This window comes from Sedimentibacter sp. B4 (genome assembly GCF_000309315.1).
Classification (GTDB): Bacteria; Bacillota; Clostridia; order Tissierellales; family Sedimentibacteraceae; genus Sedimentibacter; species Sedimentibacter saalensis.
Genome location: NZ_CANG01000046.1, coordinates 114336 through 138174, shown reverse-complemented (window position 1 = coordinate 138174; position 23839 = coordinate 114336). Strand labels below are relative to the sequence as shown.

The following is a 23839-nucleotide window of genomic DNA, read 5'->3' as shown; positions in this document are numbered from 1 at the left end:
AGGTGCTGCGTGGGCTTCCTGCAAAGCAAAGTACAGGCTGTCATCAGGTTTGCCGCCCATGGCAAAGACCACCAGATCAGCATCCAGAAACTCTTCTTGATATTCATCCTTTACCTTTGGCGCAAGGGGATTTTCAATATTTTTTGGCAGGATGGGCTGCCAGGTATTATATGGGTTGGGAACATTCTTATGAGTGTTGCGGGAAATCTTCACCTTGCTGTTTTCAAAACCCTTTACCATTGCCGTATTGATGAGTTTTACACCGTTTTTTTTCATGTAATAGATCAAATGGCCGCGGTTCGCGGTGCAGGCACCATCCATAAGGTAAGGCAGCATTTCTACCACAGTAACATCCATATTTTTTTCAAAAGACAGCCAGTAGGCAGTTTCGCAGCCAACCACACCTCCTCCAATAATTACAACCTTCTTTGCATCTCCCAGCAGCTCAGGATTCTCCAGCAGTTCTGTTGCCTGTGCAGTCTTCATATTTTCGTAGCCTGGGAGATTAAGTGCAGCTGCTTTGGTGCCGATGGCGGTCACAATTGTATCATAGCTTTTCTTCTTCAGGGTATCCAGATCACATTCTGTATTAAGAAAAATATCGATCATGCCTTCTTCGGCTGATTTATTCATTGTTGCTTCCACATACATTCGGTAGTTGTTAAAGTCAAATTTTCCCTTAGGTGTTGAGCCGGGAATCATCTTGCCGCCAATGCTGCCGGATTTTTCATACAAGTCAACCTTATGGCCCCGTGCAGCAGCTTGTAAGGCAAAGTTGCAGCCGGCAGGCCCTGCGCCAATAACTGCAATGTGTTTTTTTAGTTTTGCATCTGTGGGAATTGCTGGATGCACATCCTCAAATCCGGTTCTGGGATTGACAGCGCACTGGGGATGGCCGCCATCCACGAATTCGTTGATACATCCTTCCTGACACCCTATGCAGGGACAGATTTCTTCAACTTTACCGGCATACACTTTGTTAGGCCATTCAGGATCTGCCAGAAGTGGGCGTCCCAGCATCACCATGTCGCACATGTTGTCCCGAAGTGCTTGTTCTGCAAGGTCAGGATAGCCAAGCTTTCCTACAGCCACAATGGGAACCTCTACACCTGCATTAGACTTGATGCCCTTATTATTGAAATAATCCTTGGCGTACTTGCTTATCTCCAGGAAGCAGCCTGCGGGCATGCCTGCAGGGGGATGGGGCAGCCACCAGTTATCGTAGCATCCCAGGTCAACGTCGAACATGTCAACGCCGGCTCTGACTAAATTTTCCATGTACTCAAGCGTATCCTCAATGGAGCGGCCGTTGGTGAATTTTTTTAAAGCACTTTCCTTTTCCATGGTTGAACCATAGGTTTCATTCAAACCAAGACTTAAGTCTATGCGGTACATAATAGGGTATGCTGGGCCTGTTCTATTGCGGATTTCTGTAATAAGGTCAATGCCGAACTGTTTCCAGTTGGCATAACGTCCCATTTTTCTGCGGTTAAAGGCAGGATTGGTCATTTGCTCAAGCAGGTAACCCTCATGACCGTGGAGATAGACACCGTCTAAGCCGCAGGCCTTGGCATCTGCCGCTGCCTGTCCTGTGTTTTTGACAATCTTCTTCAGTTTCCCGTCGGAAATCCTGGCGCAGGGAATCTGAGAAATATAGAAATTAGGATTCCACGATGCTGAAACCGGGAATTTTAATTCATTGACCAGGCATTGTGGATTACCCACACGACCAAGCCCTGGTGTTAGCTGTATAAAAATTCTGGAGCCGAAAGCGTGGCAGCCCTGCGCCAGATCGCGCCAGCCAGCTTGTACTGTGCGGCTGCGGTCTATTCTGGGGAAGTAAGACAGTTTGCCCATTTCTGTGATAGAGTTGTCAATACCGTGAGAAATTGGTATGAGTCCGGTGGTCAGAAGACCGGTGCCGCCCTTTGCTCTAGCGAAGAAATACTGGAGCATCTTGTCGTTGGGACGTCCTGTTTCCTCGCACATGTCGATGTTGCCCATAGGAGCCATGACGATGCGGTTCTTGATAACCAGATGATTTACACGAATGGGACGGAATAAAGAATCATATGGGTATAGATTCTTTGTCATGGAGCCCATTGATTGTTGTGAACGTTTTCCGTCAGAAACCCAGTTGCCATAGCTGTCGATCAGTCTTTGTACCAATTCATCTGTTTTCATACTTAACACTTCCTTTGCTTTTATAGTAGTGCGTGTTTCCATTTATTTACATATAGTTACTTTTATGATATAATAAAGATAAGAAAAGCACAAGATATTATTTTGTGAAATATTCAACAAATGAATAGACGTTTGTCAAAAAATCTTTGCTTAATTGATGCTTTAGATGGATAATGGATATAGGGACAGGGCCTTTTTCTTAAGGTCCTTCACTAAAATAATACATAATTTATATAAACAGGAGGAAGAAGTGGAAATTAAAAAAAAGAAGCTGGACGTTAAGGTTGCATGTTTGCAGATGGATGTTAAAATTAGCGATATTGCAGAAAATATCAATAAATCCATAGGAATGATAAATGAAGCTGCAGATAATGGGGCCAAGCTTATAGTTATGCCTGAAATGGCCAATTCAGGATACAATTTTGATAACAGACAAGAAGCAATTGACTTAGCAGAGAACATCAATGACAGTGAAAGCGTTAAAGCATGGAGCAAGATAGCCCGTGACAGAAATGTCTACATAGTGTCAGGAATTACAGAAATTGATGGTTCTGATTTATACAACACTGCAGTATTGATTGGACCCGAGGGTTTAATTGGAAAATATAGAAAGCTTCATTTGTGGGAAGACGAATTTTTGTGGTTTGAACCTGGAAACCTGGGACTCCCTGTATTTCATACGCCAATTGGCAAAATTGGAATTATAATTTGTTATGACATGTGGTTTCCTGAAACATACAGAATTCTTGCAGCACAGGGTGCAGATATAATTTGTGTTCCTACAAACTGGGTTACCATTGATAGTCTGCCTGATAATATGAAAAACTTCGGACCTGTACTTGCAATGGCAGCTGCACATTCCAACGGAATATACATAGCTGCTGCAGACAGGGTTGGAATAGAAAGAGAAATGGTATTTCCAGGCAGAAGTTTAATTGTAAGAACAGCGGGCATTCCAATTGCAGGACCGGCAGACGATACAGAACAAATTATATATGGAGATTGCAATTTTGCTAAAGTAAGAGCCCATGGAACAACTAAGTACAATTCAACAAAAAAAGACAGAAGATTAGATGTATATGATGAATTTTTAGGATACAATCCATCAAACTTTCGGTAATTCAGTGATAAGTGATTATTATTGCTTACAATATAAAAGAAAAGTGGATATTAAGTTCTGCAAAGTTCTGAGTTTATTTTACTTCAATAATGGGTATAACAAAGAAAAGAACTTTAATGTAAAGGAGCTAATATGATAAACAAAATATTAATTTTTTCAGATTATGCGTGACCATTCTGTTATATAGGCAAAGGTATTGTCGATGAATTAAAAAAAGAATTTGAGATAGAAGATGAATGGATACCATATGAGCTGCATCCTGAGATTTCTAAAGAAGGTGACAAAGTTTCAGATCTTTTCCCGGGAATGTCAGTGGAAGATATGTTTAAAAACTTAAATAATATGAGCAATAAGTATGGTATTAAATTTAGCGGAGTTGATTTGATTTCAAATACCCATTTGGCTCTGCTTGCAAGTGAATATGCTAAAGAAAAAGGTAAATTCCATGAGTTTCATGATAAATTGTTTTATACGTATTTTACTCAGGGAAAAAATATCGGTGATGTTGAATTGATTAAATCAATAGCAGAAAGTATTGGCTTGAATAAAGATGAAATGGTGAAAAAGCTGGATGATGGTTCTTATGAAAACAAATTGGCAGAAGCAAAAAAATCAGCAACACATTATGAAGTAAACAGCACTCCAACATTTATAATAAACGATAAATATGCTATAGTTGGAGCGCAATCAATAGAATCATTTAAAAATGTATTGAATAAATAAATAAGTAATCCTTGGGTTCAGACTCAAGGATTTTTATTAGCAAGTCATGTTTGTATATGTTGATTAATACTGAACAAATAGTTATAATGTTGTTAATGCAGGAGAAATATAAAGGGATATAATTTCATAACGATTAAAACGATTGCAAAATTATGTAGCATAATAATTTACATAGTTAATAATATTGTTAGATAGATAAGTTTTAAAAATTTTACACTTTTAGGAGGAGAACATGAAATATGAAATAATAAAATTAAGTCCTGAATTAGCAATAACATTTGCAGATTACCTTGGAAACCTTGATTTTGGACATGCACCACATTGGGCAACTTGTTTTTGCAGGTATTATCATACAAACTGCTCCAGGGATGAATGGCAGCAAAGATCAGGTGCAATAAATCGTCAAGAAGCAATAGAGAACATAAAATCAGGTAACATGAATGGGTACCTGGCATTTGATGATGACAAATGCATCGGGTGGTGCAATGCAAACAATGTAAATGAATATTTGAGGTTGAAAGATGATTTAGAGGCATTAATCAAGGTCAAAAAAACAGGCTGTGTTATTTGCTTTGTTATTCATCCTGAGTACAGAGGGCAAGGTGTTGCGAGACAATTACTTAAGCAGGCAATTGAGGATTTCAAGGTTCAGGGATATGAAGCTGTAATTGCTCTTCCAATTGAGAATAAAAATGAACCTGAGAAACTGTACAGGGGTACATTGAATATGTATAAGGAAAATGGTTTTAAGGAAATAGAAAAGCAGGATAATATGAGCATCATGTGGTTAGATATAAGAAAGGATAATTAAATGTCAAATAGGATATCTCTCATAAGATCAGAAAATCTGGCGAAAGTAAGCTATGCTTATGCCAGCAAAGTACCAGTCGGAATGGAACTGTTATTTTTAGCCGGGTCGTGTCCAATCAATAAGGATAGTAAAGTCAGTTTAATAAATGATTTTGAAGGACAGGCTAAATTGTGTGTTGATAATTTAAAAGAAGCATTAAAAGAATGTGGTGCATCAATAACAGATGTCGCATATACAAGAATATTAGTAGCATCCCAAGACAGATCAGACTTAGTTAAAGTGTGGAATGTAATAAGTGATGAATTTGGTGAACATGATGTGCCAAGCACTTTATCAGGTGTTACTGTATTAGGATATGAAAACCAATTGGTTGAAATTGAAGCAGTTGCTGCTGTAGAAAGAAAAGACACATAAAAATATTCAATAATTATTAACAATTGGCATATAAAATTTCGGAGGGAAAATGAACGAAGTTATAAAACTATTAAAATCTCACACTTCAATCAGAAAGTTCAATAAAGAAAAAATAACAGATGAACAAATTAAGCATATTCTAGAAGCTGCTATGCAGGGAGCAACTGCAGGAAATATGATGGCCTACAGTATTATTAAAATCAGTTCAAAAGAAACATTGTCAAAGCTTGCAAAAAGCTGTGATGACCAGCCATTTATAGCCGATGCGGACTTAGCACTTTTGTTCGTTGCGGACAGCCACAAATGGCATAGATTATATGAACAAAGAAATATTATTGATGATTTTCCGGATTATAAAGGACCATGCATAAGTGATTTCATGCTTGGAGTAGAGGATGCAATGATCGCTGCTCAAAATGCTGTTATTGCTGCTGAAAGTCTAAGTATAGGAACCTGCTACATAGGGGATATTATTGAAAATTATGAATATCACAAGGAGCTTTTTAATCTTCCCAAGTACACAATGCCCATAGCTTTAGTAGTAATGGGAAACTATGACACAAAGCCGCAAATAAGAGATAGATTTGATAAATCATGTATAGTGTTTGATGAATTGTATCCAACAATAACAGAAGAATTCATCAATAGCATGTTTTCAAAGGAAGAATTAAAGGATAATGATTTTGCTAAGAGGTTTTACAAAAGAAAAATGGATGCACCATTTTTTAAGGAAATGATAAGGTCAATAAAACTTTACCTTAATGAATGGAATGCTTGAGAGAAGTTGTTTTGAAAATTATTCAAGGGGTGATTAAATTATGAGAAGCATTGATTGGGAAAGTGCTATAAACACACGAAGGTCTACGAGAAGTTTTCATAATATAAATGTAGAGACTGAAAAGATGAACATGATTAATAGTTTTATCAGTGATATGAATATGCCCTTTGAGCACAATGTAAAAGTAAAAAAATTTAAAGCAAAATATGACAAGAAGCTTTATACTGTTTATAACGCACCTCCTGACAATCTGGCATTTATGTCTAAAACTGATGTTTACTCAATTTCTGCAGCAGGATTTGTTGGTGAAGTTGTAATTTTATACGCTACGAGCATCGGGATTTCAACATGCTGGTATGGACATTACGCTTTGGCTGAATTGGAAAGTGTTATGCCTCACTTAGGCCAATATAAAAATTTTCAGAATCCGAAATGGGGATATGGTAAAGATGAAGTTGAAGGCGAAAGAACAATCTGCATAACTCCTCTTGGATACGGAAAACAAGACGGTGTCAGGTTATTTGACAGAATACAAGAAAATCTAATAAGCTATAAACGAAAACCCATAGAAAATTTCCTGGATGGTGACATAAAAGAAGATGAACTTTCACCGGAGATTTTATATGCTTTAGAACTTGCACGGAAGGCTCCGTCAGCCGCTAACACCCAACACTGGCGTTTCTTAATTTCGTCTGACCAAAAAACAATTTCCATATATATGCCAGTCGGTTACAAACACATAAAATGGGAACACCCAGATGTTGATATAGGAATTTGTGCCAGCCACTTTTGGCTTGGGCTTTTAATGAAGAATATAAACTGCACGGTTTCACTCACTGTAGAAGATGGTCGAGCAGTCTGGAGATTTCAGATTGAATAAGCTAATGGAAGTATTATAAGCAATTATAAAATTTTCAGGAGGAGAAAATGAATTATCATAGAGCTGAGTTAAAAGATATTCCCGGTATCATAATGCTGGAGAAAAAATATCACAAAAATTCAATCAGTGAAGAGGATAAAACTGATGGATTCATTGGAACCTTTTTTTCAGAGAATAAGCTGAAGAGATTAATAGATGAAGAAAAAAGTCTGGCTGTTGCTTGCGATGGGGACAAAGTGATTGGCTTTGCAGGGGCTGTATCTTGGCAGTTTTTGAAAACATGGCCAGTATTCTATCCCATGATTGATGACTTACCTAATATTAAGTATAAGGACAGAGTGCTGTCAATAGACAATTCATATCAGTATGGACCTGCCTGTATTGATAAAGATTACAGAGGAACTGAGGTATTGCCTAATTTGTTTGAATGTTCAAGGCACTTGATGAAAGACAGGTACCCAATTTTAGTAACTTATGTAGATCAAAATAATCAAAGGTCATTTCAAGCTCATTCAAGGAAGCTGGGGCTTGATGTAGTTAAGCAATTTGAATTCCACGGCAATAAGCTTTTCGTTCTTTGCTGCGATACATCCAGGAAAACACCCGGGTCTAAAGGCATACAATAAACAATTGTTGAAATACTATATTACGACCGTTGAGTAATCAACGGTTTTTGTAGTTTTTAAAGCACTAATTTTATGAGAAAACAGACGATTTTTCATATATTAACCTTAAATGTCACTTGTTATAATATATTTTTATAATTGACAGTTAATATATGAAAAACATGAAATTGACTTGAAATGAGCTGTCATGATAATCTGAATATGCAAGAAATTTAACAAACAAGGAGAGAGTCATGAACAGAAATAATTCAAATTTTAAACTGGTTTTTTCAGCATTAGCAATTGCAATCAATATTGTATTAGGAACTGTAATAGGATTATTGAACATACCATTGTTGTTTCTTGATACAGTGGGAACAATTTTCTCGGCTGTATTATTCGGACCTTGGTACGGAGCAGTAGTTGGAGGATTAACCAACGTAATTCAGGGTATATTGACAAATCCGAAAGATATTCCATTTGCATTGGTTAATATTGCAGTAGGTATTATAGTGGGATTAATAGCAAGAAAATGGAAATTTAATTTTAAAACATCTATTTTTACAGGGCTAATTTTGTCTGTGGTTGCTCCTCTCATAGGCACTCCAATCGCCACATATGTGTATGGAGGTATTACTGGAGACGTCAACGACGTGTTTTTTACATGGCTGGTTCAATCCGGACAATCTATTTTTACTGCAGCATTCATACCTAGAATAACAAGCAATATTGTTGATAAAATTACAAGCTGCATATTTGTTTCTTTATTAATAAGCAAATTACCTGCAAAATATACCCAAGGAAACAATTAAATGGAAAGAAGCAAACGTGTTATACTGGTTTCTCATTGCATATTAAATCAGAATACAGTTGTATATCCCTTGGCAAGAGCCAAAGGTGCGTATAAAGACATAGTGATGGAATTAATTAAAAATGATATAGGAATCCATCAGCTTCCATGTCCTGAATACAGATTTTTAGGATTAAAAAGAGAACCTATGACAAAAGCGCAATACAATACTGAAGATTTCAGAAACATTAATAAAAGCATTGCAGTTGATACAGTAAATATTATAAAGGAATACATAAATAATGGTTACGAAGTTTTAGGAGTCATAGGCATTAATGAAAGTCCCACATGCAGCATCAATGGAGATAAGGGAATATTAATGGAAGAGCTCATAAACATGTTAAATGACGAGAATATCAAGATAAGTTATATGGACGTTCCAACTGATTATCACGATGGTAAAAAAGGCAAGAAGTTTATTGAAGAGATAAAAGGATTGGTATCAAATCTTCTTTAGCAATCAGTGGTTTATAATGTTTAATAAAATTTAAATGCATGGTATCTTGTGCCGTGCATTTATTTTTGTCAATTAGAAATATCTGCATAAGTGCAGAGATTAAATGGCTCGCTGGAATTAAATAAATTAAACATATCAGTGTAAGAAAAGTGTACGAGTTCATAAGCGTAACTTGACTTAATTTGCTGCATATATTATTATACAAATATCTCTTTGCACTGCATATAAATCTACGGTACAAACTGAACAGACGATAAACCCTAAAGGGTTTGTGGGGTCGGGCTGGAAACAGCAACAGATAGAATTTTAAACATCTGTGGGACAGTAAAATGTTTCATGGGTGTTTTTTTATACTTATTTGAAACATAGAAATTTGGATTTGCAATGCCATTGAGCTATCTTAACTATGCTAACAAGCAATTATGGAGGTAACTTATTATGACAGATCAAAAAAACTCAACACTACAAGGCTTGACAAGTGAAGAAGCCAAGAAGCTGCAGGAACAGTTTGGTAAAAATGTACTTGCAACTGAAGAAAAACAAAGCTTTATCAGCAAGGTATTACACATTATTGCAGAACCAATGTTTTTATTGTTAATTGTTGCATCAATTATTTACTTTATTTTAGGAGAACCTCGTGATGGGATGATTATGCTGATTTTTGTTGTAGGAATAATCAGCATAGAAATAATACAGGAATGGAAAACAGACAAAACATTAAATGCTCTCAAGGATTTGTCGGCCCCTCATGCAACAGTAATTAGAGACGGTATAGAACAGACAATCTTAAGTGAGAATTTAGTTCCTAATGATTTGCTGATGATCAGTGAAGGAGTTAAAATACCAGCGGATGGGGAAATTATTAAAGCAAGCGACCTTTGTGTTGATGAATCCTCTCTTACGGGAGAATCCGCAGGTGTATGGAAGGTAACTACAGAAAAAGCGGACAAAAGCAATGATGATTACTGGCGTAAAGATTACTGCTATGCTGGAACATTGGTTACTCAGGGAAGTGCAACAATTAAAGTTGAAAAAATTGGTGCTGCAACAGAGTATGGAAAAATCGGTTCTGATGTAGCAGCTGCTCCGGACAGACCTACTCCATTGGAAAAACAAACAGGCATAATTGTAAAGACATGTGCAATAATTGCAGGCATCTTGTTTTTGCTTGTTACTGCAATCACTTTTTTCAACATTCCTGACCATGTTTTTTCAGATAGAATTATTGAAAGTATTTTATCAGGCATAACTTTAGCTATGGCCATGATACCTGAAGAATTTCCTGTGATTTTGACGGTTTTTCTTTCTATGGGTGCATGGAGACTTGCAAAAAAACAATCCCTTGTTCATAGACTATCTTCTGTTGAGACACTGGGCGCTGTATCAGTTTTGTGTGTTGATAAGACTGGAACAATTACTATGAACATGATGGCAGTTAAAGATACCTGGGCTATAAACGGCGATACTGATAATCTGTGTGAAGTTATGGGGCTTGGCTGTGAAGTAGAAGCTTATGATCCGATGGAAAAAGCAATGCTTGCACATTGCAGAAAGCTTGGCATTTTTCAAGACCATCTGTTTGGCGGTGAACTCATTACTGAATATGCCTTTTCAAATGAAAATAAGATGATGGGGCATGTATGGCGACATGAGGGTGAGATTGTTATTGCAGTAAAAGGTTCGCCAGAAAGTGTATTGACAATATGCAGTTTGTCATGTGAACAGGTTCAGAAAATAGAGAAGAAAATAACTGAGATGTCGAAAGAAGGATTGCGGGTAATAGCCGTTGGCTTAATGAATCCAGAGAGTGAATCACATATTCCTGAGGATATTACTGGCTGTAATTTAAACTTCTTAGGTTTGATTGGGCTTGCAGATCCTCCAAGAGAATCAGTTAAAGAAGACATTAAGAAGTGCCTTGAAGCAGGCGTTAGAGTTGTCATGATTACAGGAGACAATGGGATCACGGCAAGTTCTATTGCAAGGCAAATAGGAATGGTTAACAGCGACAAAATCATCACAGGTGAAGAATTAAGCAACATGAGTGATAATGAGCTTGTAGAGCGAGTCAAGGATGCAAACATTTTTTCAAGAGTGTTGCCGGAACATAAAATGCGTATAGTAAAAGCATTTAAGGAAAATGATAAGATTGTTGCCATGACAGGTGATGGTGTTAACGATGCTCCTGCTCTCAAATATGCGGATATTGGAATTGCAATGGGCAAGCGCGGTTCTGAGGTTGCAAGGGAAGCTGCAGATTTGATTTTGATGGATGATAATTTCTCGACCATAGTTAATACTATTGAAGATGGAAGGAGAATTTACGATAATATCAAAAAAGCAATAGGATATGTGTTTTCAATTCACATTCCAATTGCATTTGCTTCGCTGCTTGCACCATTTTTAAACATCAGCCCTGCAAGTTTATTATTGTTGCCGGTGCATGTGGTACTTTTAGAGCTAATTATTGACCCGACCTGTTCAATTGTTTTGGAACGCCAGCCTGCTGAAAGCAATATAATGAAACGAAGACCCAGAAATCCAAAAGAAAAAATTCTTACTGCCGAAATATTGACTAAAAGCATTATCCAAGGACTGGCTATTTTTGCAGCTTCGTTTATTACCTATTTTGAACTTCTCAGGCAAAGTCCAGAAAATGCGCCATTGGCAAGAGCCATGGGACTTAGCACAATAATGATTGCAAATTTGTTTTTAGTTCAAGTGAACAGTTCAAATTATGATTATGTATTTATAACTATGAAGTATCTTGTCAAGGACAAGGTAATGTGGGCAGCTGTAGTATGTACGTTTATGGGACTCCTGATTATGCTGTATTCACCTCTTAACAGCATTTTAAGTCTCGCGCCTTTATCTTTGAGGCAATTTATCACAGCTGTAGGAATTGCAGCAATATCAGTTTTATGGTATGAAATTGCAAAATTTATAAAAATAAGAATTGGTAATAGAGCTAACAGTTAATATTAAGTTCAATACTTTTTAATAAATTATAGTCTTAGAGTCAGTCAATATATTTAATATAATAAAAATGTGGAATTAGTTTTCCACATTTTTATTGTTTAAATCTTCATATGTAATCATAGTTGTTAAAGTGTCTCCCAACTGAGTAAAAAAGCAGCAACCAAAGGAAGTTCATCTTTAGAGCAACTGTTAGAAATAAAACATGCAATTGCAGTAACAGTAGCAGCAAATTCGCATGATTGCATATTAACACCCCCCACTAATAATATTATCAGGAAATAAATATGTGCATGTTTCCTAATTTAATTAAACATTCAATGATAATTAAGAAAACTACATTAATAAGAATTTTATGCACAATTAAAATTAAAGTGTGTACATACACTAACTAAATATTTAAACATATGTTATTATGATGACAATAATCCGAGGTGATAATATGTATAATTATAATAATGTACCTTATTCAGACCAATATATGCAATGTTCCTCATATGGAATGGATTTTACCATGCCGGCCCTGAATACTGCACTTAATTTAATGAGGGAAGCAGTGCAGGGAGAGAGAGAAGATGAACTTAAATATAATTATTTAATTGAAGCTGCTCCTACTCAGGAAGAAAAAGATATAATTACTTCAATCAGAGATGATGAAAGGTTGCACAGGCAATGGTATAGGGAAATTTACAGGTATTATACTAATGAAGAAATCAACAGTACCAATAACGAAGGATTCATGGAACCGCAGTCATACATGGAGGGTATAAAAAGTTCAATTTTTGGGGAGCTTTCAGCCATGGAAAAATACCGCATCATAAGAGAGGGGCTACCTAGCAGATTTTTTAGAGATATAGTATTTAGAATACTGACAGATGAAATGAAACATGCAACTAAATACAACTATATTCTTAGCATAAACGGCTAAATGTAGTTGTTTAAGACACTTAATCACAAATATAATTTTAATAGTAACGCAAAAGAGACTTATCATTGAACCGCTTCATCTGATTATATTTTCCTTCATCAGGCGGTGCTCAATTTTAAGTCGTTTTTTTAATGGCATCAATTTTTCACAGGATATATTTACAAGCTAGGTCAAGTTTTATCCTTGCATAATTTTTCTATATAATTAATTTTTTAATGTTCATTAAAATGTCTTTTAAGTTAACAGCAAAGATTAAAACAAATAAAAATATTTCAATCAATATCCAATGAGGTGCTTCAAAAATCATAATAATGCTTTGTATCAACAGTATAAACGTATTAAATAACAGTTTTTTATTGCTGCAGTTTATTTTTATGAATTTTCTGGTGTTGAGAGCTCTTAGCACAAACACGGCAGCATAGCTTAAAAATGTTGCAAAACCAGCACCATTTACACCAAATTTCGGTATAAGAATTAAGTTTAGCATAATGTTGACCAAGGCACCAATAAATGTTGTTATAAGTGATAAGTTGCTTTTCTTTTCTACAAAATATATGCTGCCTAAAAATGTAGCCAAGCATGAATAAGAAGTTGCCATAACTAAAAACGGTACATAGCTCCAGGAAGCGTAAAAAGCATCAGAAACCAATATTTTTGTAATGGCTTTTACTGATAAAATCAAGACAGATGCAGAAATAAAAATCAGGGATGAATATGATTTAAAAACATTTGTAAAGAACTTTTCGCGATATTGCGCATCCTTTTCTGAAACTGCTGATAACTGCCATGCTTCTGAAAAAATGCTGGACAATAATGTTACAACTGTAGGAATTTTGTAAGAGATTGCATAAAGTCCATTTGCTTCAGCACCAAGCATGTAAGCTACAATAAATCTATCAGATACATTTGTAACCCACCAAAAAATAGTTGATGGAATCAGCGGTATTGAGTATTTAAGCATGTTTATTGGTGTAGATTTTTTCTTTTGTTTAAACTTTATAAATTTATACAACTTTGCAGTATAAAATAAAAAGACAACTGATAAAAAATCAGATGAAATAATCGCCAGAACATACCCGTTAATGCCGAGCTTTAATACTACAAGGTACAAAATGTTAAAAGAAATAGTTGTTATTGTGCTTAAAACACCTTCAAAGGCATACAGCCTCACTAGTTTTCTTGCTCTTATAAATTGTGAACATAATGTGCGAAGAGATGACATTAATACAAAAATATATATAAGTGCAGTATAATCTGATACATATTTTATTTTGGACAGTAAAGGTTCTAACAATAAGAATATTAAGAAACCTCCCAAAATGGTAAATAAACCTGTTGAAAAAACGTCAGATGAGTTATTGCTTTTATCTAGTCCAAATCTTATTACACCATTTGCTATTCCCAGAGATACAATCGGAATTAGCAAATTTGATGTTTGAACAATAAGATCCACAACTCCATAATCAGTATTTGAAAGTACTCTTGTATATAATGGCAACAGCAAAAAAACTAATATTTTTGAACTAAAGGTGCTGATACCAAATATGAATGTATTATAAATAAGGTTTTTATATTTATTCACTGTTGTTCTCCTAAGATTAATGCCTGAAAAATCCTTTATTATGATACAGCATAAACATGATAATAGCAATATACAAAAAAAGCGCGCATGCGCTTTTTTTATGGAATAATATTTTAAAATGATACTATAATTATATCAATGAATGGAGGACAACCATGTTACAAATAGCCATATTTTTATCAATAACTTATATAATTTATCTGATCTATGAAAAAAAAGCAAATAATAAGTATCTGTCCACATTCAAATTTATCATACATGTTAATGGTATAAGAGGTAAAACCAGCGTATGCAGACTTATTGATGCTAATCTTAGGGGTGCAGGATTCAGAGTTTTTACCAAGACTACAGGAAGCACACCTATTTTTATAGATACAAATGGCAAGGAGCATCTTATAAGAAGAAAAGGTACGGCTAATATAAAAGAACAGCTTAAAATAATAAAGCTGGCTTATTCGGAAAATGCTGAAATACTTATTATTGAATGCATGGCAGTAAATCCTGAGCTGCAAAAAATTTCTCAGAAAGAAATAGTTAAAGGAAATCTGAATGTTATTACAAACGTTCGTTATGACCATATTTTTGATATGGGAGAAAGCCTGGACAAAATAGCAGAAAGTCTTTCCAATACTGTTCCTGAAAATGGAATGCTGTTTACATGTGATGAGAATTATTTTGAGTATTTCAGCAATATATGCAGTAAAAACAACTCTGTAGCAATTCTTTGCAGGACGGATGAATTTATAGAAAATGAAAACTTTGCAGTAGCATATGAAATTGGAAAGATATTTGGTATTAACAGGGAAAATTTCTTGGAAAATATTCAGTATTATAAAGAAGACTTCGGAGCACATAAGTTATATGATTTATCAGGCAATATAAAATTTCTGAATTTGTTCTCAGTAAATGACCCGCAGTCTACAATAAATATACTTAAGAAATATACAAACACAGAAGACATTACTTTCATATATAATAACAGGTTGGACAGGCCAGACAGACTTCTTTTGTTTTCAAGATATTTTTTTAATAGTCTGTGCTATAAGAGAATTATTATAATAGGTGAAAATAGAAGCTTTGCAATAAGACATCTCAGAAAAGAAGGTTTTTTGAATGTAACGGAACTTCCTGACTGGCAGAATATAATTAATATTAAAGATTCAAAAATGATTGTGGGAATAGGAAATATAAAAGGCAGCGCATATGAACTAATAAATTATCTGGAAGAGGATAACAAATGAATGAGCTGATTATTGTTTCATTGATTGTAAGTATTATATTTTCTGATGTCACAAACATAATACCCGGAGGAATAATAATACCGTTTTACTTTGTGCTGCATATTTATGATCCTGTTAAAATAGCTGCAACAGTACTTACTTCTATTTCATGTGTGTTTTTTATTAAATTTTTGTCAAGATATACCATACTTTATGGCAGAAGAAAGTTTGCTATGTACATAATCACTGGCATAATAATAAAAATAATATTTACATATATATACTTTGGCAATACATATATGTTTTATAACCTGTCAATTACTATAGGATATGTAGTGCCTGGAATTCTCGGAAGAGTTATGGAACGCCAGGGTATCATAAAAACACTTGGGAGTCTATCTATAGTGGTTCTAATAATTGCAATAGTACAAATATTGTTAATGTAGATAAAAGACCGAATGGAGATAATTATGAATAAAAAATGCTGTTTGCTCATTGCTTTGTTTATAATTCTATTATCTGGATTTTTAATTTTGGAAAATAGCAAGGTTACTGCGTATTCCGAAGATTATGAAATAAAATTAGAAGCTTCAAGACTTACAGCACAATGCTTTGAAAAAATAAAACAACTAAAAATTAAAAAGAATATAAACATTGATAAGTCTACAGATATTAACCATACAGGTATGATTGGACAGGATTTTTCTGAAATAACAACTACACTTGGTAATCTTGAAGCAAAAAGAACATCAACAAATCCAAATATGTCAGCAGTTATAGTCCATATGTTTAATGAACTTAGATTGCAGCCCAAAGACACGATTGCTGTAAACTTTTCAGGATCATTTCCGGCTCTTAATATTGCTGTCATGTGTGCAATTGAAAAAATGAACTTAGAACCTATTATTATATCATCAATCGGGTCATCTACTCACGGAGCTAATGATCCTGAATTAACATATCTTGATATGGAGAATTATTTGTACAACGAAGGTTTAATAACTAACCGCAGTGAATACTTCTCTATTGGAGGGATGTATGATATTGGCCAAGAAATGAATCCTGAAATAAGGGATAAAATTGTGAAAAGGCTTAGGAATTATAGCTATAAGCTTTTATATGATGATGATTTGATACATAATATCAATGCAAGGTATGATATATATAACAGTGTCAATGATGTAAAATGTTTTGTAAATGTTGGCGGCAATGATGCTTCATTTGGAGATAGCAATGTGATGGTTTATGTTGATGGAGGTATAATTACTGAACTGCCAAATAAGGATGATTCTACGGGTCTCATTCAGCTTTTCTTAAAAGACAGTAAACCTGCAATACATATATTAAATATAAAAAGTCTTGCTGCTAAGTATGGTCTTCCGGTTGATCCGCTGCCACTACCATCTGTAGGAGAAGGTGGTGTATATAACACTTATAAATATAATAAAATTCTAGCAACAGTACTTGTTGTTGCAGCGTTTATGTTATTGTATGAGATTTATTTTATAAATAAAAATAATGAATAATTATTGAACATTAATTGAACCACTTTGCTTTTATTGCATAGTGGTCTTTTTATTAAATATATCCAACATAAAAGACAACTAATTATATTTGATGTGAAAGGACATGTTATTTTTTAGTCATGCATACAATTTAGTATAGCATCTATTACTTAAGAAATAAAAAATGGTGATTTAATTAATAAACTGTTTTAGAATTTTTTGCTATTACAAATTTATTTTAGGAGGTTGTAAAAAAATGAAACGTATTAGAAAATGTTTTATTATGTTTATTGCAATCCTAATGGTTGTGTCAACTTTTACCTCAGCCTATGCTTGTACGTCTATGGGAGTAGGTAAGGATGCATCTGTTGATGGATCAGTTATGGTTACACACACCTGTGATGGATGGTATGATCACCGTATTCAAATCATACCAGGCGGAAAACACACTGCAGGTGAAATGGTTGAAATTTATCGAGATCCTTGTAATGATACAAGGCCAAACAAAGTTCCTGAAAAAGTTGGAGAAATTCCTCAGGTTGAAGAAACTTATTCTTATTTTCATATCGGTTACCCATTTATGAATGAAAAGCAGGTAATGATGGGAGAGTTCACCTGGAGCGGCAGAGAAGAAGTCAGCAGTCCTCAGGGTTTGATGGTTATTGCAAATCTCGAACAATTAGCCTTGGCACGTGCTGCAACTGCAAGAGAAGCAATTGAGGTTATGGGTGCTTTGGCAGAAGAGTATGGATACTGCGATGGAGGTGAAACTCTTATTGTTGGAGACAAAAACGAAGTTTGGGTTTTCGAAGTTTGTGGTGGCGGTATGTTATGGGAGCCAGGCAGCGGAAAACCAGGTGCTCACTGGGCTGCTCAAAGAATTCCGGATGATGAGATGTTTGTAGGTGCAAACCGTTCACGTATAGGAGTTATTGATTTTAACGATAAGGAAAACTTCATGTATTCAACTGACATTACACAGCTCTCAAAGGAAATGGGATGGTGGAGTGAAGGTGAAGATTTTAACTATGCTAAGTTGTTTAATCCAGAGCCATACGGAAGTCCTTTCTATGCTGCTCGTCGTGAATGGCGTGTTTTCAGCTTAGTTGCTCCATCACAAAAATTCCCTACTCTTGATAGATATGAACAATATCCATTTTCTGTTAAGCCTGATCAAAAGCTTGCAGTGAAGGATTTAATGGATATTTACAGCGATCACTATGAAGGTACTCCTTATGATTTAACTAAGGGCCTTGCTGCCGGACCTTTTGGCAATCCAACAAGGTGGGGTGTTAAGGGTGATCAGAAGCCAGGTACTATAGGAGAAGACCGTCATGACTGGGAGCGTGCAATAGCCCTATACAGATGCTCTTATAGTTTCGTTTCGCAGAGCCGCAGCTGGATGCCTGACCCTGTAGGAGGGTTATTATGGTTTGGTCAAGATTCTCCTGACACAACTGTTTATGTTCCTATGTATTGTGGGGTTACTGAAGTTCCAGAATCATGGTCGTCAGGATTAAGACATCAATTCGATCCTGACAGCGCATGGTGGGCATTTAACTTTGTAAACAACTGGGCTAACCTGCGCTGGGATGCCATGTACACAGAAATTCGCGAAAAGAAGGCTAGCTACGAAGATGTGTTCTTTGCAGATCAGAGTGAGATAGAGACTGAAGCTGCAGAGTTGTTTAGCAAGAATCCTTCTGAATCTGTCAGATATCTTACAAAATACACCAATGATGCTATGAACACAGTTGAAGATGGTTGGTGGGAATTTGCCTGGTACTTGGTAGGTAAATACTACGATGGTATGTCCATTAACGAAGATGGTTCTTCTACTACACTGGGTTATCCAATGGCATATCTTGAGGCTGTAGACTATGCATCAACAAGTGTTAATGACTATGCCATGACCCAAGGTGAAGTTCAGGAACCTGAGGCTGTTCCAGAAGAAGCTCCTGCACCGGCAGAACCTGCTGCAACTCCAGAGCCTCAGCAGCCAGAGAAAAATAACACGGCACTTGTAGTAATTCTTGTTGCCATTGTTATTGCAGCAGCATGGTTTGTAATTAGTAAAAAACGTAAAGTAGACTAACAATCTAGAAGTATAATACAATTAAATGACAACGGCTTGTTACCGATATGCGACAAGCCGCTTTCATGTTACTTTTAATTAAGGAGATGCAAAAATGAAAAAGCTAAATATTTTAATTACTATAACGGTACTTGCTGTAATGATTATGATGACATCATGCAGCAACAATACAACCGAACCTTCTGACAACACAGTAACTGAAAAACCATCAGCAGAGGAACCTGTATCTGAAGAACCTGCATCAGAACAGCTTAAATCTGACATTACTCTGGAAGGTCCTTTCATTGTCACTACATGTGGTCAAAGCCCAGGTGCTGTCATGATGAACATGGTTGCTGTTCAAGCCGGACTTTCGTCAGTAAATGACAACAACTTGAATGCAGATAGTCTTAAGGCTGATGAATATAAGACACTGATAGTTACAACCGGCACAAGTATGAAAGGTATGGGGGCAGCAGGTACAGATGTTAATGCTGAAATTGAAAGATGTGTTTCTGTCATTAATGCTGCTAAAGAAGCAGGGTTGACAATAGTAGGTGCCCACATAGAAGGAATGGCTCGTCGTACAGATAGTGCTGATGCAGCTTCAATTGAAGCTGTTATGGAGCTGGCTGATGTTATTCTGGTTATTGAAGAAAGTGACAGTGATGGTTTCTTTACAAAATATGCAGAAGATAACAACAAGCAGATTATAAAGGTTGAAAATACCCTTGCAATTTCTTCGGTCCTAAAATAGTATTTCTGTCTTGAAATATTATTAGTTACAAATAGATAATAGAAAGGAAGTATCTAAAGTGACAATGTTACAACATTCACTGCTAGTATTGGTCTCCATTGCAATTGTATTTGCCATAGCTAAAAAATTTAGGCTGTCAACTGAGATTTCCATGCTTACTGCAACTATAGCAGCAATTTTGGTACATGTTATACTACCTTCCGGTGAAGATCCGCGTTCTACACTTTCATTTTTAGAGCTGATCAGACACTTAGCTGAGGGTACGGTAACATATTTTGATGTTTGTTTAGTCTTCCTTACAGCCACATTTTTTATGACTCTTTATAAAGAATCTGGAGGTGTAGCATACATAGTCAGGCAGATTGTTAAAACATTCTTTGCTCACCGAATAATATGCTTGTTATTGTTAACATTTGTTATGCTTATTCCAGGGGCTATAACCGGGTCTGGTGCCACAACAGTTTTAACTGTTGGTGGACTTGTAGGTGCAGTATTGGCAGCAATGGGAATTTCAGAAGATAAAAGGGTTGCATTGATTTTTATTCTTGCTGCTATGAGTGCAGCATGCCCGCCTATAAACCTCTGGGCAATGATGGCCGCTGCAGGTGCTAATATGCCATTTGTTGGTTTTACAATCCCACTTGCTTTTTTATCTATTGCCGGTGCGCTCTTTGCCACATTTTATCTGGCAGGTCGAGGAAAGTTGGTTGATCTGGAAAAGACACTTGCAAAACTTCCTGAAGTGCCTGCAGGATGGAATGGAGTTCGAGTTATTATTCCTTTTATAGTCTTGATAGGCATTGTATTGGCAGGAAGAATTTTGCCTTCTAATTTTCCTGTTGTAGGATTACCATTAATATTCATGATTTCTGCCGGGACAGTTCTGCTTGTCAGTCCAAAAAGAATTAATGTATTTAATGTGGCAGTTACAACTGTGACAAATCTTAAAGGTCTTGTAGGAATCATGGTAGTAGTAGGCATGCTAAATCAAATTATGACTCTTACAGGAGCCCGTGGATTGCTTTCACTGGCAGTTGTTACACTGCCAATCACTGTACTGTTCGGAACATTATGGCTTATTCTTCCTGTTGCTGAAGGTGTTCTCCAATATGCTGTTGCACCATTGTTTGGTGTTCCGCTCATAATGCTTTTCAATATGTTAGGCTATGACCCTGTAATTGCTTTATCTACATGGGCAGTAATGCTTCCTTTAGGCGATTGCTTACCTCCTACTGCTGTTGTAGGAAGAGCAGCAGTGATGGAATTGGAGTACAAAGGTGGCTATTACAGGGATTTTGTTAAAACTGCTCTGGTCCCGATGTTCTTTATACTTGCGCTATGTACCATCACAATGATTTTTTGCAATGAGTTCGGCGCAATTATTGGAGGTTAATTATGAGTACACTTCAAGCAATTAATTCAATAATAACTGTAGCATGCTATCTAAGCAGTGCATTTTTTCTGGCTGCTATTGTCAAGGTTTTTATCAAGACACGAAACATACAGGATGCAATTTTGTACAGCATAATAATGATTCCGTTTGTATTGCGTATTTTGCGCCTTAAGTAAAGGAGATTTGATTATGAAAAATATTAAATTTATAAAGGTGCTTATCATTGTTGTTGTATTTTGTGTCATTGGCATATCTGGATGGCTGTTTAGAGAGCATCGTACATTTAAGGAACCCGTTGTAGTAAGCGAAAATGTTACACATGTAAAGAAGCTCAGCGACTATTCTGATGTTGTAAAGGGCACAGTCAATGATTGTAATGTATACATATTTGACAGCGGAGTTAAAGGCGGCACAATGCTCATGTTTGGCGGTTCTCACCCTGAAGAGCCTGCAACAAATATGTCGGCGCAGATTTTCACGGAAAACCTGAATGTGACTCAAGGCAAGATAATTATAATTAATAGGATAAATACAAGCGCATCCACATGTACGCGTATGGGTGAAGCGTATCCTCGTTTTTATCATGTGAATACTCCTTGGGGTGAAAAGACATGGAGATATGGGGACAGAACTGCAAATCCTCTTGATTCTTGGCCTGACCCTGAAGTCTATATACATTATCCCAGCGGTCAAAACCTGGCCTATGTGGATATTCGCAATATCAATCGTAATTGGCCCGGCAAGGCTGACGGTTTGTTAACTGAACGTACAGCTTATGCTGTAATGAAACTTATTGAGGCTGAAGGTGTTGATATGACACTTGACTTTCATGAAGCTGAGCTTGAATATCCGGTTGAGAACACAATCGTAACCCATGAAAAGGGTAATGATGTTGCTGCAATGACTTCTATGTTGTTAACATCACAAGTGTTTGACGTGCCAATAGGCATGGAATTTTCTCCAAAGGCATTACATGGTCTTAGCCATCGTGAAATAGGTGATTACTCTGAAGCAGCTTCATATTTGGCTGAAGTTGCAGAACCGATGCTTGATAGAATCAGGGGCATAACAGATGAAGAGTTGCTTATGTCTGGCAAAGACCGTTTTGTTATGAAAGCCGGAGAACATGGTTTGCTTTACGCACCAATTGACGAGAATGGCTGGCCAATTGATAAACGTGTGGCACGACATGTGGAGACTGCAAAAACCATTATACAGGTAAATAACATGGTTCGTCCTGAGCAGACCATACTATTTGATGGAATTCCCAGCTATGAGGATATGCTGACAGGCATAGGCGCTTATTATAATAATCCTTCCACTGCACATCAAAACCTTGTTTATTACGACTAAGAATTAAAAAAACTGTTCTTGAAATTTAATATTTAATGCAGTCTTTGTTATAAAAGCCTTCTACGATGTCATCATAGAAGGCTTTTTAAATATCTAATTTACAGTATTTTTCCTGCTGGTTCTCGAATATCTAGTTTAACCCTAAGCTTTTCAAGCATATCTTTTGTCATGGATTGTAGGTCATATTTTGGATTCCAGTCCCATTGTTCTCTGGCAGTTGAATCATCTAAAGAATTTGGCCATGAATCTGCAATTTCTTGTCTTATAGGATCAACATCATAGAGTAGCTCAAATTCAGGTATGAATTTTCTTATGGAATCAGCCAATATCTCAGGGTCAAAGCTCATGGCTGTGACATTATAAGCATTGCGGTGCATCAGTCTTTGAGGATTTGCCTCAATTAAATCAATAATAGCACTTAGCGCATCCGGCATATACATCATATCCATATAAGTTCCTTTTCGGATAAAACTGGTGTATTTTTTGTTTTTTAAGGCGTCATAATATATGTGTACTGCATAATCCGTGGTTCCGCCGCCGGGCAGCGTCTTGTATGATATAAGCCCCGGGAAACGGACACCCCTAGTGTCAACACCGAATTTTTTATAGTAATAGTCACATAACAGTTCACCTGCTGCTTTTGTTACTCCATACATGGTGTTGGGTCTTTGAATTGTTTCTTGCGGAGTGTTGTCCTTAGGTGTTGAAGGACCAAATGCAGCAATGGATGAAGGTGTGAATACCATACAATTTTTTTCTCTGGCTGTTTCCAGGACGTTGTACAGTCCGTTCATATTTATATTCCAGCATTGCTGGGGATCTTTTTCTCCTATTGCTGACAGAATGGCAGCAAGGTTTACAATTGTGTTTATTTTGTGTTTATCTACGGCATTTGACAATGTTACAGGGTCATTGATATCAATGATTTCAAATGGCCCGGATTCAATCAGCTCTTCATGACCTTTCTTCATACTTCTGTTACTAGCCACCACATTGCTTGAACCGTAAATTTTACGCATTTCGGCAGTTAATTCGGAACCTATTTGTCCCAATGCCCCTGTTATTAATATTTTTCTCACCATATACCTCCCATATTAATTACATAATATTATGCTATAACTAAATAAATATATTCAGAATAAATCAAATTGACAATTATTAAAATTTCTATCATAGACTAAAGTATTTTTTAATAACTCTCATATTATATATATCCATTATTCTATTAA

23 protein-coding genes and 1 riboswitch are annotated in these 23839 nt (G+C 36.0%); of the genes, 19 read left to right on the top strand and 4 right to left on the bottom strand.

Features of this window, described 5'->3' with window-relative positions; translation table 11 throughout:
• The coding region (locus tag BN358_RS09905; protein ID WP_019229098.1) for an FAD-dependent oxidoreductase at positions 1 to 2184 on the bottom strand (2184 nt) is incomplete at its 3' end.
• 250 nt (positions 2185 to 2434) lie between these two features.
• Between BN358_RS09905 and BN358_RS09900 the strand changes: the two genes are divergently transcribed.
• The 10 genes from BN358_RS09900 to BN358_RS09855 all read left to right on the top strand — a co-directional run bounded on the left by BN358_RS09900 (position 2435) and on the right by BN358_RS09855 (position 11801).
• Entirely contained in the window at positions 2435 to 3304 is an 870-nt protein-coding gene (locus BN358_RS09900) for a nitrilase family protein (RefSeq protein ID WP_019229097.1), read from the top strand.
• 183 nt (positions 3305 to 3487) lie between these two features.
• Complete coding sequence (locus BN358_RS09895; RefSeq protein WP_083851563.1) at positions 3488 to 4027, top strand: DsbA family protein; 540 nt, start codon at positions 3488 to 3490, stop codon at positions 4025 to 4027.
• Positions 4028 to 4259: 232 nt separating this feature from the next.
• Positions 4260 to 4838 carry a GNAT family N-acetyltransferase gene (locus BN358_RS09890; RefSeq protein WP_019229095.1) on the top strand — a complete coding sequence of 193 codons (579 nt, stop codon included), beginning with the start codon at positions 4260 to 4262 and terminating at the stop codon, positions 4836 to 4838.
• Entirely contained in the window at positions 4839 to 5252 is a 414-nt protein-coding gene (locus BN358_RS09885; protein WP_019229094.1) for a RidA family protein, read from the top strand.
• Positions 5253 to 5301: 49 nt separating this feature from the next.
• Positions 5302 to 6030: a nitroreductase family protein gene (locus BN358_RS09880; RefSeq protein ID WP_019229093.1), complete on the top strand. Its 729-nt coding sequence runs from the start codon at positions 5302 to 5304 to the stop codon at positions 6028 to 6030.
• 40 nt (positions 6031 to 6070) lie between these two features.
• On the top strand, positions 6071 to 6910 hold the full coding sequence (locus BN358_RS09875; RefSeq protein ID WP_019229092.1) for a nitroreductase family protein: 840 nt from the start codon (positions 6071 to 6073) through the stop codon (positions 6908 to 6910).
• Positions 6911 to 6957: 47 nt separating this feature from the next.
• Positions 6958 to 7536 carry a hypothetical protein gene (locus BN358_RS09870; RefSeq protein WP_019229091.1) on the top strand — a complete coding sequence of 193 codons (579 nt, stop codon included), beginning with the start codon at positions 6958 to 6960 and terminating at the stop codon, positions 7534 to 7536.
• 233 nt (positions 7537 to 7769) lie between these two features.
• Positions 7770 to 8327, top strand: a complete 558-nt coding sequence (locus tag BN358_RS09865) for a CD3073 family putative ECF transporter S component (RefSeq protein ID WP_019229090.1) — start codon at positions 7770 to 7772, stop codon at positions 8325 to 8327.
• Entirely contained in the window at positions 8328 to 8822 is a 495-nt protein-coding gene (locus BN358_RS09860; RefSeq protein WP_019229089.1) for a CD3072 family TudS-related putative desulfidase, read from the top strand.
• A gap of 232 nt (positions 8823 to 9054) precedes the next feature.
• Positions 9055 to 9149, top strand: a riboswitch (NiCo riboswitch).
• A 111-nt stretch (positions 9150 to 9260) separates the two neighbouring features.
• The gene (locus BN358_RS09855; protein WP_019229088.1) at positions 9261 to 11801 is read left to right on the top strand and encodes a cation-translocating P-type ATPase; all 2541 of its coding nucleotides are present in this window, start codon (positions 9261 to 9263) and stop codon (positions 11799 to 11801) included.
• Positions 11802 to 11876: 75 nt separating this feature from the next.
• Here BN358_RS09855 and BN358_RS28470 read toward each other — a convergent pair whose 3' ends face one another.
• On the bottom strand, positions 11877 to 11942 hold the full coding sequence (locus BN358_RS28470) for a hypothetical protein (RefSeq protein WP_306461329.1): 66 nt from the start codon (positions 11940 to 11942) through the stop codon (positions 11877 to 11879).
• Positions 11943 to 12312: 370 nt separating this feature from the next.
• Here BN358_RS28470 and BN358_RS09850 point away from each other — a divergent pair, with 370 nt between their 5' ends.
• On the top strand, positions 12313 to 12726 hold the full coding sequence (locus tag BN358_RS09850; RefSeq protein ID WP_157593300.1) for a ferritin-like domain-containing protein: 414 nt from the start codon (positions 12313 to 12315) through the stop codon (positions 12724 to 12726).
• Positions 12727 to 12922: 196 nt separating this feature from the next.
• On the opposite strand, the gene BN358_RS09845 is transcribed toward BN358_RS09850, so the two are convergent.
• Positions 12923 to 14308 carry a lipopolysaccharide biosynthesis protein gene (locus BN358_RS09845; protein ID WP_019229085.1) on the bottom strand — a complete coding sequence of 462 codons (1386 nt, stop codon included), beginning with the start codon at positions 14306 to 14308 and terminating at the stop codon, positions 12923 to 12925.
• A 155-nt stretch (positions 14309 to 14463) separates the two neighbouring features.
• Here BN358_RS09845 and pgsB point away from each other — a divergent pair, with 155 nt between their 5' ends.
• The 8 genes from pgsB (at position 14464) to BN358_RS09805 (ending at position 22610) form a co-directional block, all read left to right on the top strand.
• Positions 14464 to 15549, top strand: coding sequence for a poly-gamma-glutamate synthase PgsB (gene pgsB / locus BN358_RS09840; RefSeq protein WP_019229084.1), 1086 nt, complete (start codon positions 14464 to 14466; stop codon positions 15547 to 15549).
• Positions 15546 to 15974: a poly-gamma-glutamate biosynthesis protein PgsC gene (gene pgsC / locus BN358_RS09835; RefSeq protein WP_019229083.1), complete on the top strand. Its 429-nt coding sequence runs from the start codon at positions 15546 to 15548 to the stop codon at positions 15972 to 15974. Before pgsB ends, pgsC begins: the two co-directional genes overlap by 4 nt.
• Positions 15975 to 15998: 24 nt before the next feature.
• Complete coding sequence (gene pgsW, locus BN358_RS09830) at positions 15999 to 17054, top strand: poly-gamma-glutamate system protein (protein ID WP_019229082.1); 1056 nt, start codon at positions 15999 to 16001, stop codon at positions 17052 to 17054.
• A 235-nt stretch (positions 17055 to 17289) separates the two neighbouring features.
• The gene (locus BN358_RS09825; protein WP_019229081.1) at positions 17290 to 19128 is read left to right on the top strand and encodes a dipeptidase; all 1839 of its coding nucleotides are present in this window, start codon (positions 17290 to 17292) and stop codon (positions 19126 to 19128) included.
• 94 nt (positions 19129 to 19222) lie between these two features.
• Positions 19223 to 19864, top strand: coding sequence for a DUF6305 family protein (locus tag BN358_RS09820; RefSeq protein ID WP_019229080.1), 642 nt, complete (start codon positions 19223 to 19225; stop codon positions 19862 to 19864).
• Between the two features lie 64 nt (positions 19865 to 19928).
• Positions 19929 to 21257, top strand: coding sequence for a C4-dicarboxylate ABC transporter (locus BN358_RS09815; RefSeq protein ID WP_040582317.1), 1329 nt, complete (start codon positions 19929 to 19931; stop codon positions 21255 to 21257).
• 2 nt (positions 21258 to 21259) lie between these two features.
• On the top strand, positions 21260 to 21433 hold the full coding sequence (locus BN358_RS26010) for a hypothetical protein (protein WP_019229078.1): 174 nt from the start codon (positions 21260 to 21262) through the stop codon (positions 21431 to 21433).
• A 13-nt stretch (positions 21434 to 21446) separates the two neighbouring features.
• Complete coding sequence (locus tag BN358_RS09805; RefSeq protein WP_019229077.1) at positions 21447 to 22610, top strand: hypothetical protein; 1164 nt, start codon at positions 21447 to 21449, stop codon at positions 22608 to 22610.
• Positions 22611 to 22708: 98 nt separating this feature from the next.
• Here the strand turns inward: BN358_RS09805 and BN358_RS09800 are convergent, their stop codons facing one another.
• Entirely contained in the window at positions 22709 to 23689 is a 981-nt protein-coding gene (locus tag BN358_RS09800; RefSeq protein WP_051011009.1) for an L-threonine 3-dehydrogenase, read from the bottom strand.
• Between the last annotated feature and the right edge of the window lie 150 nt (positions 23690 to 23839).

Coding starts and splice junctions, on each gene's coding strand:
- BN358_RS09890 (WP_019229095.1), top strand. CDS start 4,260: ATGAAATATGAAATAATAAAATTAAGTCCTGAATTAGCAATAACATTT.
- BN358_RS09885 (WP_019229094.1), top strand. CDS start 4,839: ATGTCAAATAGGATATCTCTCATAAGATCAGAAAATCTGGCGAAAGTA.
- BN358_RS09880 (WP_019229093.1), top strand. CDS start 5,302: ATGAACGAAGTTATAAAACTATTAAAATCTCACACTTCAATCAGAAAG.
- BN358_RS09875 (WP_019229092.1), top strand. CDS start 6,071: ATGAGAAGCATTGATTGGGAAAGTGCTATAAACACACGAAGGTCTACG.
- BN358_RS09870 (WP_019229091.1), top strand. CDS start 6,958: ATGAATTATCATAGAGCTGAGTTAAAAGATATTCCCGGTATCATAATG.
- BN358_RS09865 (WP_019229090.1), top strand. CDS start 7,770: ATGAACAGAAATAATTCAAATTTTAAACTGGTTTTTTCAGCATTAGCA.
- BN358_RS09860 (WP_019229089.1), top strand. CDS start 8,328: ATGGAAAGAAGCAAACGTGTTATACTGGTTTCTCATTGCATATTAAAT.
- BN358_RS09855 (WP_019229088.1), top strand. CDS start 9,261: ATGACAGATCAAAAAAACTCAACACTACAAGGCTTGACAAGTGAAGAA.
- BN358_RS09850 (WP_157593300.1), top strand. CDS start 12,313: ATGCCGGCCCTGAATACTGCACTTAATTTAATGAGGGAAGCAGTGCAG.
- pgsB (WP_019229084.1), top strand. CDS start 14,464: ATGTTACAAATAGCCATATTTTTATCAATAACTTATATAATTTATCTG.
- pgsC (WP_019229083.1), top strand. CDS start 15,546: ATGAATGAGCTGATTATTGTTTCATTGATTGTAAGTATTATATTTTCT.
- pgsW (WP_019229082.1), top strand. CDS start 15,999: ATGAATAAAAAATGCTGTTTGCTCATTGCTTTGTTTATAATTCTATTA.
- BN358_RS09825 (WP_019229081.1), top strand. CDS start 17,290: ATGAAACGTATTAGAAAATGTTTTATTATGTTTATTGCAATCCTAATG.
- BN358_RS09820 (WP_019229080.1), top strand. CDS start 19,223: ATGAAAAAGCTAAATATTTTAATTACTATAACGGTACTTGCTGTAATG.
- BN358_RS09815 (WP_040582317.1), top strand. CDS start 19,929: ATGTTACAACATTCACTGCTAGTATTGGTCTCCATTGCAATTGTATTT.
- BN358_RS26010 (WP_019229078.1), top strand. CDS start 21,260: ATGAGTACACTTCAAGCAATTAATTCAATAATAACTGTAGCATGCTAT.
- BN358_RS09805 (WP_019229077.1), top strand. CDS start 21,447: ATGAAAAATATTAAATTTATAAAGGTGCTTATCATTGTTGTTGTATTT.